This is a genomic window from Streptomyces sp. NPDC051172 (genome assembly GCF_040682555.1).
In the GTDB taxonomy this organism is placed as follows: domain Bacteria; phylum Actinomycetota; class Actinomycetes; order Streptomycetales; family Streptomycetaceae; genus Streptomyces.
In genome coordinates this window covers 132,633-146,100 of the sequence record NZ_JBFBBE010000007.1, presented here as the reverse complement: position 1 = coordinate 146,100, position 13,468 = coordinate 132,633, and the positions used below count along the sequence as shown (strand labels likewise).

Here is a 13,468-nt window from a genome sequence, read left to right as displayed (position 1 = left end):
TCAGGGGGTGATGGGCGGTGGTGGTCAGAGGTCGTTGATCCACCAGGCCGCCGTCGAACCGGGCAGCACCCCGGCCGTGCAGGGGCCGCTGGAGAGCAGCGGGGTGCCGGAGACCGGTGCGGGCATGGGCGCCGTACCGAAGTTGACGGCGCAGACGAGGCCGTCGCCGCGGGTGAAGGCGAGGACGCCCGGCGGGGTCTCCAGCCAGTCGAGCGTTCCCTCGCCCAACTGGGGCAGTGCGGCCCTCAGTTGGAGGCCGTCGCGGTACAGGTGCCAGAAGGAGCGGGTGTCGGCGAGGGCGCGGTCGGTGGCGTACTCGGCGAAGTAGGACGGCTGCGGAAGCCACGGCCGCGCGCTTTCGGCGCCGGAGGTGAAGCCGAAGGGCGAGGCCTGCCCGGACCAGGGCAGCGGCACCCGGCAGCCGTCCCGGATGCGGGCGCGGCTTCCGGTGCGGCGGAAGATCGGGTCGGTGAGCACGTCGTCGGGCAGGTCGACGACCTCGGGCAGGCCCAGCTCCTCGCCCTGGTAGATGTACGCGGCTCCGGGCAGCGCCAGCATCAGCAGTGCGGCGGCGCGGGCGCGGGCGGTGCCCAGGCCGCTGCTCTCGGGTGCGGGTTCGCCGTAGCGGGTGACGGTGCGGACCTGGTCGTGGTTGTTGAGGACCCAGGTGACCGTGGAGCCCGTGCCGGCTATGTCCTGCATGGCCTCGGTGATGACCTTGCGGAAGGCGTCGGCGTTCCAGGGTGCGCTGAGCAGGTCGAAGAAGAAGGCCTGGTGGAGTTCGTCGGAGCGGACGTACTGCGCGTGTTCGCGTGCGGTCGGCACCGACACCTCGCCGACCAGCAGCCGCTCGCGGCCGTCGCGGGCCGTGTACTCCTCGCACACCGCCCGCCAGTGCCGCCACACGTCGTGCACCTCGGGCTGGTTCCAGGCGAGCGGGTTGACGGAGTCGCGGGTGCGGGCGTCGGCCTCGGGGTCGTCGGAGTCGGGCAGCTCGGGGTGCTTGTAGAGGCCGGCGGCCACGTCGATGCGGAAGCCGTCGATGCCCCGGTCCAGCCAGAAGCGCAGGACGCGGTCGAACTCGGCGCCGGTGGCGGGGTTGCGCCAGTTCCAGTCGGGCTGCTCGGGCGCGAACATGTGCAGGTACCACTGGCCGGGGCGGCCGTCCGGCTCGGTCACCCGGGTCCAGGCGGGGCCGCCGAACATGGAGTGCCAGTTGTTGGGTGGTTCGGAGCCGTCCGGGCCGCGGCCGTCGGCGAAGTGGAAGCGGGCGCGGGCCGCGCTGCCGGGCTTTGAGGCGAGGGCCTCCTGGAACCACGGGTGCTCGCTGGAGCAGTGGTTGGGCACGACGTCCAGCAGCACCTTGACGCCGAGCTTCCGGGCGGCCGCCATCAGCAGGTCGAACTCGGCGAGGTCGCCGAAGAGCGGGTCGACGTCGCAGTAGTCGGCCACGTCGTAGCCGTGATCGTGCTGCGGGGACGGATAGAAGGGGCTCAGCCAGATCCCGTCGACGCCCAGCTTCTTCAGATACGGCAGTCCGGCGCGGACCCCGGCCAGATCGCCGATGCCGTCTCCGGTGCTGTCCAGGAAGCTGCGGACGTACACCTGGTAGATCACCGCGTCACGCCACCAGCGGTACTTACTCAACATGCATGCATGTTAGGTAGGTGTGTCGTGAGGGTGTCAATGAAAGAAACAGAAGCTACTGGTGAGTTGGCATGGCAAAAGCGGACTTAAAGGGGCATCCTGAGGCCAGATGAGACTTCCGCGTTACTTAACGAGTAACTAGCGACTGGAGACGGCGGCCAGCTCCCGCGCCAGCCTCTGCACCGCTGCTGCGGGTGTCTCGTGCCCGGTCATCGCGTCGTGCACGACCGCCTGCACCACCAGGCTGACCTGGTCGTAGCGGGGGCTCTTGGGGCGCGGCGCGGCATGCAGGACGCTGGTGCGCAGGGTCGGCAGATACGGGAACCGCCGTATCAGCTCGGGGTCTTCGTACAGCGCGGCCCGTACGGGCGGCAGCGCGCCGCGGGTGAGGACCTGGCGCTGGACGGGCTCGCTGGTGAGATACGCGAGCAGGCGCGCGGCGGAGTCGGGGTGCCGTGTGTGCGTGTTGACGGCCAGGTTGGAGCCGCCGAGGACGCTCCTGCCGGGCCCGTCCGGACCGGGCAGTGGTACGGCTCCGATCCTGCCGGCGACCGGGGAGCCCTTGGCTGAAGCGCCGACGTAGGCGTAGGGCCAGTTGCGCAGGAAGAGCAGACGGCCGTCCTGGAAGGCCTGTTTGGACTCTTCTTCCTTGTAGGTGAGCGCCTTCTTCGGGATCCAGCCCTCGCGCACGCCCCGGGCGAGGAAGCCGATGCCCTCGCGGGCGGCGGCCGAGTCCACGGTGACGCGTGCGCCCTCGTCGCCGAGGATGCTGCCGCCCGCGGAGTAGACGGCCTCGGCGGCGTTGACGGTGAGTCCCTCGTACGGGAGGAACTGCCCCGCGTAGCCGTCGAGTCCGTACTTCGGCGCGATGGTCTTCGCGTCGTACTCCAGCTCCGCCCAGGTGCGCGGCGGCGGGACGCCCTCCTTGGCGAGGATGTCCTTGCGGTAGAGGAGCAGTCCGGCGTTGGTGACGTACGGGACGGCGTACAGACGGTTGTCGTAGGTCGCCGTGTCGACGACCGGCTTCAGGAAGCCCTGCATCGGGAAGCGGTCGCGGGGCAGCGGCCGTATCCAGCCCGCCGCCGCGAACTCCGAGGTCCAGCTGACATCGATGTTGAGGACGTCGAACCGGCTGCGGTCCCCGCCGCGCAGGTCGGTGACCATCTGCGCATGGGTCTCGTCGGCGGAGTCGGGAAGCTCGACGAGGGTGACCTTCTCGCCGGGGTGAGTGCGGTTCCAGCCCTGGAGAAGGGGGTCGAGGTAGTTGGTGAGGTCTCCGGCGGTGGCGAGCGTCAACGGCCCGCGGCCGCCCGCCGTGCCCTCGTCCGCGTGAGCGCCCGAGGTGACGTATCCGGTCATGACCACCACGAGAACAAGGAGGCCCCTACCCGCGGCATGGATCCACCGCATAGGTTCCTCCCTGTACACCGGCACCACGGGCATCGTCGCCCGGGGACAGAGGCCATGTATACCTGTTAGGTATGCGCGATACTAGGGCCTGGAGCACATTCCGAGGACAGGAGGACAGCACGAGTGCGCCTGCCCCTCCTGGCACTCCTGGCACGCGGTCCGGCCCATGGCTACGAGCTCAAGCAGGACCTTGAGCAACTGCTGGGCTCCGCGTACCCTCAGCCGAACGTCGGCCAGATCTACGTAACCCTCGGCCGCCTCGAGAAGCAAGGGCTGATCGAGGGCGAGGACGTCGAGCAGTCGAGCCGGCCCAACAAAAAGGTCTACCACCTCACCGACACCGGGCGGGAGGCGCTGCGCGCCTGGTTCGAGGAACCCGAGGACGAGCCGCGGGTGCGGGACGAGTTCTTCATGAAGCTGGCGCTCGCTCCGCAGACCGGTCTCGCCGAGCAGATCGCCCTGATCAACAAGCAGCGGCGCCAGTACCTCAACACCATGCGCGACCTGTCGAAGCTGGCCGCCGCCGAAGACCGCGACAACCGCATCGCCCATCTGCTGATCGAGGGCGCGATGCTGCACCTGCAGGCCGACCTCGACTGGCTGGAACGGTGTCAGGAAGAGCTGGAGGAGCTGGAGTGAGCGACAGTCCCGCTCCCGTGCTGCACGCAGAAGGCCTGGTCAAGACGCACTACGGCGAGGGCGCCCCGGCGCATGCCGTGCGCGGGGTGGACCTGTGCGTTCGGCAGGGCGAGTTCGTGGCCGTCACCGGTCCGTCCGGGGCCGGCAAGTCGACCCTGCTGCATCTGCTGGGCGGGCTGCAGCGGCCGGACGGCGGCAGCATCCGGCTGGACGGTGAGCGCACGGACGCCTGGAGCGAGGCGCGCTGGGCAGTGGAGCGCAGGAAGCGGATCGGGATCGTCTTCCAGTTCTTCAACCTGGTCTCCAATCTGTCGGTCGCCGACAACGTGGAGCTGCCGGCCCTGCTCGCGGGTGTCACGCCGAAGCAGGCGCGGGCCGAACGGGAGCAGCTGCTCGGCGAACTGGGGCTGGGCGGCAAGGAGCGCAGCATGCCCGGCGAGCTGTCGGGCGGCGAACAGCAGCGGGTCGCTCTGGCCCGCGCCCTGGTCAACCACCCGCCCCTCCTCCTGGCCGACGAACCCGCCGGCAGCCTGGACAGCAAGGGCACCCGTGAGGTGATGCGGCTGCTGACCCGCTTCCACCAGCGCGGCCAGACCATCGTGCTGGTCACCCATGACGCCCGGCTGGCGAGCGCCGCGGACCGTGTGATCAGCTTCTTCGACGGCCGGATCGCCGACGACGCGGAGCTGGAAGGCACCGGGGCGTCCCGCAAGAGCGGGATATCCGGGGTGCTGGAGCTCAGGGACTGACATGCGGGTGTACGACGATCCCCGGAAGGCCTGAGCCGTATGCGAGCAACACTGCGCTGGGCGCACTCCGATCTGCGCACGCACCGCGGCGAGGCGCTGTTCCTGGTCCTCGCCACCGCCGGGATCGTCGTGTCGCTGCTGCTGGCCACGGCCCTGTTCGGATACGCCACCAACCCCTGGCAGCGGATCTTCACCCAGGAGCGCGGCGCGCACGTCTGGCTCCACACCGACAAGTCCGCCCAGGCGGGAAAGCTTGCCGGACTGGACGGCGTGGAGTCCGTCGCCGGCCCCTACCCCACCGCCGTCACCACCCTCGCCGCACGCGGCACCCGCGCCTCGGTCGAACTGCGCGCGACCGCCGAGCGCCCCCGCGTCGGCCGCCCGCTGCTCGCCGCCGGCCACTGGCTGACGGCCGCCACTCCCGACGGCGTGGTCCTGGAGAGCCGCCTCGCCCGCGCCCTGCTCGCCGAACCGGGCGACACGCTCACCGTGCCGGGCACGGCCCGGACGGTGACCGTCGTGGGCGTGGCCGACAGCGCGGAGCCCCGCTACCGCGCGAACGAGCAGCCGGGCCTGGTCTGGGCCCTCCCCTCCGCGGTGCCGCACCCCACCGGCCAGGTCATCGGACTGCGCCTGACCGACCCCGAGGACACGGACTACGCCGTCCAGCGCGCCGTGACCGTCCTCGGCGCGGGGGCCATCGGCGAGGTCTCCACCTGGCAGCAGGCCCGCGCCGAGGCACAGGGCGACAACCGGCTGCTTGGCCAGGTCCTGGGCCTGTTCGGCCTCGGCGCACTGGTCGCCGCGGGCCTCGCCGTCCACGGTGCGATCGCCACCCGCATCCGCGGCCACCTCCGCGACATCTCGGTCCTGAAGGCGATCGGCTTCACCCCGGCCCAGGTCGTCCGCGTGTTCCTGTTCCAGCACATCGCCTACGCCGTCCTCGGCGCCGCAGCCGCGGCAACGCTCACCGAGGCCCTGGGCAGCCACTTCCCCGGCCGCCTCGGAGACGCCCTCGGCGTATGGCAGGGCCTGCCCGGCCACACCCCGACCCTCTTCGCCGTCCCGACCGGCGCCGTCCTCTTCATCGGCGCAACAACGGCCCTGGCAGCCTGGCGAGCGGGCCGCGTACCACCGGTCCCGGTGGCTCGGCCTGCGGGCGCCGGGGGCGGAGGGCTGGGCCTGGCCCGTCGAGCACTGGGCCTGGCGGCCACAGCCCCATCGCCCACCCGGCTGCCCGACCGGGGTCTACGGACACCCGTCCCCCAGGCACCCACCGACGGCCCCCCGACCGACCCGGCACCCCAATCCCCGGACTTGCAGCCCACCACCGCCCGACCTGCGGCAACAGGAGGCACGGGGCTGTCAGGGATGGCCCAGCGGGCCCTCGGGCTGAAAGCGGCAACCCCACCGGCCCACCGCCTGCCACACGAAACCCAAACGACACCCGCCCCCCAGGCACCCACCGACGGCCCCTCGACCGACCCGGCACCCCAATCCCCGGACTCGCAGCCCACCACCGCCCGACCTGCGGCAACAGGAGGCACGGGGCTGTCGGGGATGGCCCAGCGGGCCCTCGGGCTCGGCCCGCGGACCGCCGCTTCGGCGGGGCATGTGCCTTCGGGGCCGACGCGAGGGGTGTCCGGCCCTCGGGCCACGGGTGCGGTGGCTCAGGCCGGCGAGGCGGCGCATCGCGCCGCCGGCCTGCCCTCCGCTGCCCCCTCCGGCGGGCATCTCTCCGGCATGGCCCGGCGGGCCCTGGGGCTCGGTGTGCCACCCGCCCTGGTGCTGGGCTGGCACACTGCCTCGGTCCGTCGGCTGCGGTCCCTGGCCACCGTGGCCCGGCTGGCTCTACCCCTGCTGCTGATCGTCGTGGCGATGAGTGCCTGGACCACCATCGACCGTTTCCACAGCAGGCCCGAGCAGATCGGGCTGCCGGCCGCGCTCACCGTCCACGCCGACGCAGGTCTGAGCGACCGGGACGCCCGCACCCTGCTGCAGCGCGACCCGCAGGTCGCCGCCGTCTACCCGGGTGTCGAGGTCGCCGCCCTGGTGCCGGGCCAGACGGCCACGATCGCCCTGCGCGGCCTCGGCACCAGCCGGAACCCCTACCCGTACACCCTGGCCCAGGGCCGCCCCGCCCGAGGCAGCGACGAGGCGGTGGCCGGGCAGGGGCTCCTGGACCTGCTGGACGTCCGCGTCGGCGACTGGGTGCGGATGACGGTCGGCGACCAGCCGCAGATCCTGCACATCGTGGGCCGCAGCATCGAACCGGAGAACGCCGGCCGGGTCATCTCCACCTCCCTCGACACCCTCCGCGAGAACGACCCGCGCCTCACCCCCACCCTCTACCAGCTCCGTCTGCGCCCCGGATCCGACCCGCACGCGATCGCCGGCCGGCTGGCCGCCGCCGGGCACGGCCGGCTCGACGTGCACGCCGTGACCAACCCTGCCGACGGGCTCTCACCCCTGCGCTCGGTCGTCGTCGGCCTGATCGCCGTCCTGGCCCTCATCGGGCTCGTCGAACTGCTCACCGCGATCGGCGGCACCGTCCGCGAGGGCGAACGCGATCTGCTCGCCCTCAAGGCCATCGGTCTGTCCCCGCGCCAGATCACCGGGATCACCGTCACGGCCACCGGCTGCACCGCCCTGGCCGCCGTCCTCGCCGGTACGGCCCTCGGCACCCCCCTCGCGCACTGGCTGATCAACTCCCAGGGCAGATCCAGCGGCATCGGCGCGGGGATCGCCCAGAGCCCGTCACCGGTACTGCTCCTGCTCTTCGGTGCCGCCGCGGTGCTCGGTGCGGCTGCACTCGCCGCCCTCCCGGCGGCACGCGCGGCAAGACGACGGCTCGCGGACACCCTCAGCGCGGTGGCCTGAACGGGGCTGCCAGGCGCATCAACCGCCGTGGAAATCCTGCGGGTTGTGCGGCGGCGGGAAGCGGACGGTCACGCACCGCTCGCTTCCCCCCGGCCATCGCGGTGGTGCTACGCCCGCCCCCGCAGCTCCCGGTACTTGGCGACCAACGCCTTGCTGGACTCGTCCAGGCCCGCCACCTCAGTCCCCTCGGTCAGTGCGGGCTCGACCCGCTTGGCCAGCACCTTGCCGAGCTCGACGCCCCACTGGTCGAAGGAGTCGATGTTCCACACCGCGCCCTGCACGAACACCTTGTGCTCGTACAGCGCAACCAACTGGCCCAGCACGGACGGCGTCAACTCGCGCGCCAGGATCGTCGTCGTCGGGTGATTGCCCTTGAACGTCTTGTGCGCCACCAGCTCCTCCGGCACGCCCTCGGCCCGCACCTCGTCCGGTGTCTTGCCGAAGGCGAGGGCCTGCGTCTGCGCGAAGAAGTTCGCCATCAGCAGGTCGTGCTGCGCCTTGAGCCCCTCGCTGAGCTCGGCCACCGGCTCGGCGAACCCGATGAAGTCCGCCGGGATCAGCTTCGTGCCCTGATGGATCAGCTGGTAGTAGGCGTGTTGCCCGTTGGTGCCCGGCGTGCCCCACACCACCGGCCCCGTCTGCCAGTCCACCTCCCGCCCGTCCCGGCCCACGTACTTGCCGTTGGACTCCATGTCCAGCTGCTGCAGATAGGCGGTGAACTTGGAGAGGTAGTGGCTGTACGGCAGCACCGCATGCGACTGGGCGTCATGGAAGTTGCCGTACCAGACACCCAACAGGCCCAGCAGCAACGGCACGTTGGACTCCGCGGGCGCCGACCTGAAGTGCTCGTCAACCAGCCGGAACCCGTCGAGCATCTCCCGGAAACGATCCGGCCCGATGGCGATCATCAGCGCGAGCCCGATCGCCGAGTCGTACGAGTACCGGCCGCCGACCCAGTCCCAGAACTCGAACATGTTCGCCGTGTCGATGCCGAACTCCGACACCTTCCCGGCGTTCGTCGACAGCGCCACGAAGTGCCGGGCGACGGCACTCTGACCGGCTTTCAGCTCACCGAGCAGCCACTCCCGCGCCGAGGTCGCGTTCGTGATCGTCTCGATGGTGGTGAAGGTCTTGGAGGCGATGACGAAAAGCGTCTCCGCCGCATCCAGGTCACGGGTCGCCTCATGCAGGTCGGCGCCGTCGACGTTCGACACGAAGCGGACCGTGATGTCGCGGTCGGTGTAGCTGCGCAGCACCTCGTACGCCATCGCCGGACCCAGGTCGGAGCCCCCGATACCGATGTTGACGACGTTCTTGATGCGCTTGCCGGTGTGGCCCGTCCAGACGCCGGAGCGGACCCGCTCGGCGAACTCGGCCATCTTGTCGAGCACCGCGTGCACACCCGGCACGACGTTCTCCCCGTCGACCTCGATCACCGCCTCGCGCGGGGCGCGCAGCGCGGTGTGCAGTACGGCGCGGTTCTCGGTCGTGTTGATCTTCTCGCCGCGGAACATGGCGTCCCGCAGGCCGAAGACGTCGGTGGCGGCGGCCAGCTCACGCAGCAGCCGCAGGGTCTCGTCGGTGACGAGGTGCTTGGAGTAGTCGATGTACAGGTCGCCGACCTGGAGTGTGTACCCGGCGCCGCGTCCCGGGTCTGCGGCGAACAGGTCCCGCAGCCGCACTTCGCCGAGCTCCTCACGGTGCTTGGCCAGCGCGGTCCACTCGGGCGTCTGGTTGAGCCTGTTACGGACGTCTGCGTTCATTTCGGACTTCAGCCTTCTTTCCTGCCTTGCCCCGCTGCCGGTCCCAACCTAGTTGATCAGCGCGTGACATGACCGTCGTGGTGTCGCCGTGCGGCGCACCCACAGGTACGTCCGGCTTGCGGGCAGGTATCAGGGCGAGGACCGACAGGACGAAGAAGGCGGCGGCGAGCAGGGCCGGCGTGTTCAGACCCCAGGCGGTGGCGACCGCGCCGCCGAGCAGGGCGCCCAGCGGTGCCCCGGCGACGGCCAGGGTGCGGAAGGCGGAGCTGACCCGGCCGAGCAGTTCGGCAGGGGTGCGCTGCTGCATCAGCGTGGTCGTGTTGACGTTCCACACCATTCCCATGAAGCCGAACACGGCGAGTGCCGCCGCCGTCGGGGTCAGACTGCGCACGCTGCCCATGACGACCAGGGTGCCCGTCTGTACGAGGCCGGCGAGCAGTACGGCCCGCATGGGTCCGAGCCGGGCGGTTACCTGCCGGTTCGCGACTCCCCCGGCCAGACCGCCGACGGTGTACGCGGTGGTCGCCGCCGCGTATCCGGCGGTGCCCGCGTCCAGCCGGCCGGTCACCAGGACGACCAGGGTGGCGATGAGAGCGCCCATGCCGATGTTGCACAGGGCGGTCGCGGCGCACAGTCCGCGCAGGGCACGGTCGCGCCACAGCGTGCGCAGTCCCGCCGCGATCTCCCGGCGCAGGGTGCTGCCCGCCGGTTTCGGCCCGCGCTCGGGTGTGGCGGTGCGCAGCGAGGAGACCAGCGCGGCGGCCACCAGGAAGGTCCCCGCGTCGGCCGCAAAGGGGGCGGCGGCCCCGGCGGCCAGCAGCAGCGGTACCGCCGGTGCCCCCATCAGGCCGCCCGCGATCTGCTGTCCCGTCATCAGCCGGGCGTTGGCACTGCCGAGCGCCTCCGGAGCCACCAGGACGGGCAGCAGGGCCGTGGAAGCGTTGTCGAAGAGCGTCTGGAGGGTGGTCAGCACGAAGGCCAGCACGATGAGCAGCGCGATCGAGGCGTGGCCGAGCGCGACGGCCACGGCGAAGGCGGCGACGAGCAGTGCTCGTACGGCATCGACCGTCCACATGGCGCGTCGCTGGTCCACGCGGTCCGCGACCGCGCCGCCGAACAGTCCGAAGACGATCCAGGGCAGATAGCCGCAGGCGGTCACGGACGCGATGAGCAGGGGGCGGTCGGTCAGGGAAGCGGCGAGCAGGGGCAGCGCCGCACCCCGCAGCGCGTCTCCGAACCGGGACACCACCGCGGCCGTCCACAGCCGCCCGAATCCCCCACGCCACGCGGGCGCAAGACTGACAACTCCCTCGACCGTCGCCACAACTCCCCCTCACGATCTGCCGATGCACAAACCGTAGAGGGCACCACTGACAATCGGTCCTCAGGCGACCGGGGGCCGGGTACGAAACAGCTCCGGCCAGGCACCCCTCGGTGCCCGGCCGGCTCTCAACTCCTAGATCTCGCCCCGCAGTTTGGCGAGCGCCTCGGCGAGGATCGCCTCGCCGTCCGCGTCACTGCGCCGCTCCCTGACGTACGCGAGGTGCGTCTTGTAGGGCTCGGTGCGCGGCGGGTCCGGCGGGTTGTCCCGGTCCTGTCCGGCGGGGAAGCCGCAGCGCGGGCAGTCCCAGGTCTCGGGAACCTGCGCGTCGCTGGCGAAGCTGGGCTGCGTCTCGTGCCCGTTCGAGCACCAGAAGGAGATGCGCAGACGCGGCGCGGACTCGCCGCGCTCGGCCTCGCCCATCGGCCCCGCCCCGACCCGGCTTCCTCGGATCGCGTTGCCACTTGCCACGGTCGTAACTCCCTGCGTGATGGTGCCGCGAAGCGAGTCGGCGTTTCGCTTCGTTGCGAGCGCCTCAGTCTACGTAAGGCCCAACGCGCGTCCAGTGATTGGAGTTACACCCCCCACACCTAGACGCAAGCCCCATGATAGGCCGCGCTCAGCTGCGCGTACCGAACATGGGGCCTTACGTGCGGAATGTACGTGCTGTGTGTGTCGCTGCTCAGCTGTTCGACTTCATGAGGATGCCGAGTACGACAATGCACGCGAACCAGAGCAGACCGATCACCACGGTGATCCGGTCGAGGTTGCGCTCGGCGACCGAGGAGCCGCCGACGGACGACTGCATGCCGCCACCGAACATGTCGGAGAGGCCGCCGCCCTTCCCCTTGTGCATCAGCACCAGCAGCATCAGCAGCAGGCTGAAGACGATCAGGGCGATCGAGAACCCCAAAACCACGGCTGGACCAACTTCCTCGGATTCGGATGGACGACGGGGGCACAGCAACCAGGCTGTGCCCCCGCAAGGGTACGACGTATCGCCGCTACCGCATACTCCCAGCTCGTGTCACTGGTCGCGGAAGCGCACGATCTTGACGAACTCGTCCGCGTCCAGCGAGGCACCGCCGACCAGGGCGCCGTCGATGTCGGCCTGCGCCATGATCTCGGCGACGTTGCCGGCCTTGACGGAGCCGCCGTACTGGATGCGGACCTGGTCGGCCAGTTCCTGGGTGTACAGCTCGGCGATCTTGCCGCGGATGGCGGCGCAGACCTCCTGGGCGTCCTCGGCGCCGCAGACCTTGCCGGTGCCGATGGCCCAGACGGGCTCGTAGGCGATCACGATCGTCTCGGCCTGCTCGGCCGGGAGGTCCTTCAGACCGCCTTCGACCTGGGCGAGCGTGTGCGTGACATGGTTGCCCGCCTCGCGGACCTCCAGCTCCTCGCCGACGCACAGGATCGGGGTCAGGCCGTGCTTGTAGGCCGCCTTGACCTTGGCGTTGACCTGCTCGTCGGTCTCGTTGTGGTACTGGCGGCGCTCGGAGTGGCCGATGGCCACGTACGTGCACTTCAGCTTGGCCAGCATGGCGCCGGAGATCTCGCCGGTGTAGGCGCCGGAGTCGTGCGCCGAGAGGTCCTGGGCGCCGTACTTGATCTTGAGTTTGTCGCCGTCGACCAGGGTCTGCACGGAGCGCAGGTCGGTGAAGGGCGGCAGGACGGCGACCTCCACGGCCTCGTAGTCCTTGTCCGCGAGGGCGAAGGCGAGCTTCTGGACATGGGCGATGGCCTCGAGGTGGTTGAGGTTCATCTTCCAGTTGCCCGCCATCAGCGGCGTGCGCGTGCTCATTAAGGTCAGTCCTCCAGTGCGGCGAGGCCGGGGAGCGTCTTGCCCTCGAGGTATTCGAGGGAGGCGCCGCCGCCGGTCGAAATGTGGCCGAATGCGTTCTCGTCGAAGCCCAGGAGGCGCACAGCCGCGGCGGAGTCGCCGCCGCCGACGACCGTGAAGGCCGGGGAGTCGAGGAGGGCCTGGGCGACCGCCTTGGTGCCCTCGGCGAAATCGGGGTGCTCGAAGACGCCCATCGGGCCGTTCCAGAAGACGGTGGCGGCGTCGGCGATCTTCGAGGCGTACAGCTTGCGGGTCTCCGGACCGACGTCCAGGCCCATCTGGTCGGCGGGCACGGCGTCCGCGGCGACGGTGGCGGGGCTCGTGGAGGCCTTCGCCTTCAGGTCCGGGAACTCGGGGCCGACCACCACGTCGACGGGCAGGACCAGCTCGACGCCGGTCTTCTCCGCCCGCTCGATGTACTCCAGGACGGCCGGGATCTGGTCCTCCTGCAGGAGGGACTTGCCGATCTCGTAGCCCTTGGCCTTGAGGAAGGTGTACGCCATGCCGCCGCCGATGAGCAGGCGGTCGGCCTTGCCGAGCAGCTGGTCGATGACGGCGAGCTTGTCGGAGACCTTGGCGCCGCCGAGGGCGACGACATACGGCCGCTGCACGTCTTCGGTGAGCTTCTTCAGTACGGCGACCTCGTTCGCGATGAGGTAGCCGGCGGCGTGCGGCAGGCGCGCCGGGAGATCGAAGACCGAGGCGTGCTTGCGGTGCACAGCGCCGAAGCCGTCGCCGACGTAGACGTCCGCGAGGGCGGCCAGCTGATCCGCGAACTCGCCGCGCTCGGCGTCGTCCTTGGAGGTTTCGCCCGCGTTGAAGCGCAGGTTCTCGATGACCGCGACCTGGCCGGGCTCGAGGCCGTCGACGGCCGCATGCGCGGCGGAGCCGACGGTGTCCTGGGCGAAGGCCACGGGGGCGCCCAGCAGTTCACCGAGCCGCTCGGCGGCGGGAAGCAGGGAGAAGGCCGGGTCCGGCGCGCCCTTGGGGCGGCCGAGGTGCGAGGCCACGACCACCTTGGCGCCCGCGTCCGCGAGGGCCTTGACGGTGGGCAGGACGGCGCGGATGCGGCCGTCGTCGGTGATGCGGCCGTCGGCGAGCGGCACGTTGAGGTCGGCGCGGACGAAGACCCGCTTGCCGTCCACGCCGTCGGCGAGAAGTTCGTCGATCGTCTTCATGTGAGGACACTCCTGGTGAGGGCTGCTCTGATCGTACG

At 70.8% G+C, this 13,468-nt stretch carries 11 protein-coding genes; 3 read left to right on the top strand and 8 right to left on the bottom strand.

Annotated features, from left to right (window positions below):
* Nucleotides 1-24: 24 nt before the first annotated feature.
* Entirely contained in the window at nucleotides 25-1,650 is a 1,626-nt protein-coding gene (locus AB0N07_RS06345; RefSeq protein ID WP_365832631.1) for a glycoside hydrolase family 13 protein, read from the bottom strand.
* A gap of 135 nt (nucleotides 1,651-1,785) precedes the next feature.
* Nucleotides 1,786-3,057 (bottom strand): ABC transporter substrate-binding protein, encoded by a 1,272-nt coding sequence (locus tag AB0N07_RS06340; protein WP_365832629.1) that lies wholly within the window; start codon nucleotides 3,055-3,057, stop codon nucleotides 1,786-1,788.
* Nucleotides 3,058-3,180: 123 nt separating this feature from the next.
* On the opposite strand from AB0N07_RS06340, the gene AB0N07_RS06335 reads away from it, so the two are divergent.
* From AB0N07_RS06335 to AB0N07_RS06325, 3 genes are read left to right on the top strand one after another with little or no spacing between them, the layout of a single operon-like run.
* Nucleotides 3,181-3,696, top strand: a complete 516-nt coding sequence (locus AB0N07_RS06335) for a PadR family transcriptional regulator (RefSeq protein ID WP_030933343.1) — start codon at nucleotides 3,181-3,183, stop codon at nucleotides 3,694-3,696.
* Entirely contained in the window at nucleotides 3,693-4,445 is a 753-nt protein-coding gene (locus AB0N07_RS06330; RefSeq protein WP_365832627.1) for an ABC transporter ATP-binding protein, read from the top strand. Before AB0N07_RS06335 ends, AB0N07_RS06330 begins: the two co-directional genes overlap by 4 nt.
* A 39-nt stretch (nucleotides 4,446-4,484) precedes the next feature.
* Complete coding sequence (locus AB0N07_RS06325; protein ID WP_365832625.1) at nucleotides 4,485-7,325, top strand: FtsX-like permease family protein; 2,841 nt, start codon at nucleotides 4,485-4,487, stop codon at nucleotides 7,323-7,325.
* A gap of 107 nt (nucleotides 7,326-7,432) precedes the next feature.
* On the opposite strand, the gene pgi is transcribed toward AB0N07_RS06325, so the two are convergent.
* The 6 genes from pgi to AB0N07_RS06295 form a co-directional block, all read right to left on the bottom strand.
* The gene (pgi, locus tag AB0N07_RS06320; protein WP_365832622.1) at nucleotides 7,433-9,088 is read right to left on the bottom strand and encodes a glucose-6-phosphate isomerase; all 1,656 of its coding nucleotides are present in this window, start codon (nucleotides 9,086-9,088) and stop codon (nucleotides 7,433-7,435) included.
* Nucleotides 9,069-10,412: an MFS transporter gene (locus AB0N07_RS06315; protein ID WP_365832620.1), complete on the bottom strand. Its 1,344-nt coding sequence runs from the start codon at nucleotides 10,410-10,412 to the stop codon at nucleotides 9,069-9,071. Before AB0N07_RS06315 ends, pgi begins: the two co-directional genes overlap by 20 nt.
* A gap of 132 nt (nucleotides 10,413-10,544) precedes the next feature.
* Complete coding sequence (locus AB0N07_RS06310) at nucleotides 10,545-10,880, bottom strand: RNA polymerase-binding protein RbpA (RefSeq protein WP_003976875.1); 336 nt, start codon at nucleotides 10,878-10,880, stop codon at nucleotides 10,545-10,547.
* A gap of 211 nt (nucleotides 10,881-11,091) precedes the next feature.
* Nucleotides 11,092-11,328, bottom strand: coding sequence for a preprotein translocase subunit SecG (gene secG, locus AB0N07_RS06305; protein ID WP_110627372.1), 237 nt, complete (start codon nucleotides 11,326-11,328; stop codon nucleotides 11,092-11,094).
* Nucleotides 11,329-11,436: 108 nt separating this feature from the next.
* Entirely contained in the window at nucleotides 11,437-12,213 is a 777-nt protein-coding gene (gene tpiA / locus AB0N07_RS06300; RefSeq protein WP_365832618.1) for a triose-phosphate isomerase, read from the bottom strand.
* 5 nt (nucleotides 12,214-12,218) lie between these two features.
* Complete coding sequence (locus tag AB0N07_RS06295; protein ID WP_365832616.1) at nucleotides 12,219-13,430, bottom strand: phosphoglycerate kinase; 1,212 nt, start codon at nucleotides 13,428-13,430, stop codon at nucleotides 12,219-12,221.
* Nucleotides 13,431-13,468 lie beyond the last annotated feature (38 nt).